Origin of the sequence: Paraburkholderia sp. SIMBA_030 (assembly GCF_046535245.1) — a bacterium.
Lineage (GTDB): Bacteria > Pseudomonadota > Gammaproteobacteria > Burkholderiales > Burkholderiaceae > Paraburkholderia.
On sequence record NZ_JAWRXB010001607.1, the window covers coordinates 1 to 237 of the forward strand.

The window sequence follows — 237 nt, forward strand, 5'->3', positions numbered from 1 at the left end:
CCCATCGACGATCTCGGCGAATACCGAGTGATGTCGGAACGGTTCCCGGGCGTGAATGTTGGACATATGCAATTCCACGACGGGGCAGGTGAGAATAGCCAGAGCATCGCGTATCCCGTAACTGTAGTGTGTCCACGCCCCGGCGTTGATCAGCACGGCGTCACAGCGCTCCTCAAAGGCGCGGTGAATGCGCTCGCACATTGCCCCTTCACTATTCGTCTGGAACGATTCCACTTG

The 237-nt window shown here is 57.8% G+C and carries 1 protein-coding gene; it reads right to left on the reverse strand.

The annotated features are described in order from the left end of the window. Positions 1 to 237, reverse strand: a 237-nt coding sequence (locus SB772_RS45430) for a type II 3-dehydroquinate dehydratase (protein WP_410839208.1), incomplete at both ends; no start/stop codon positions are given.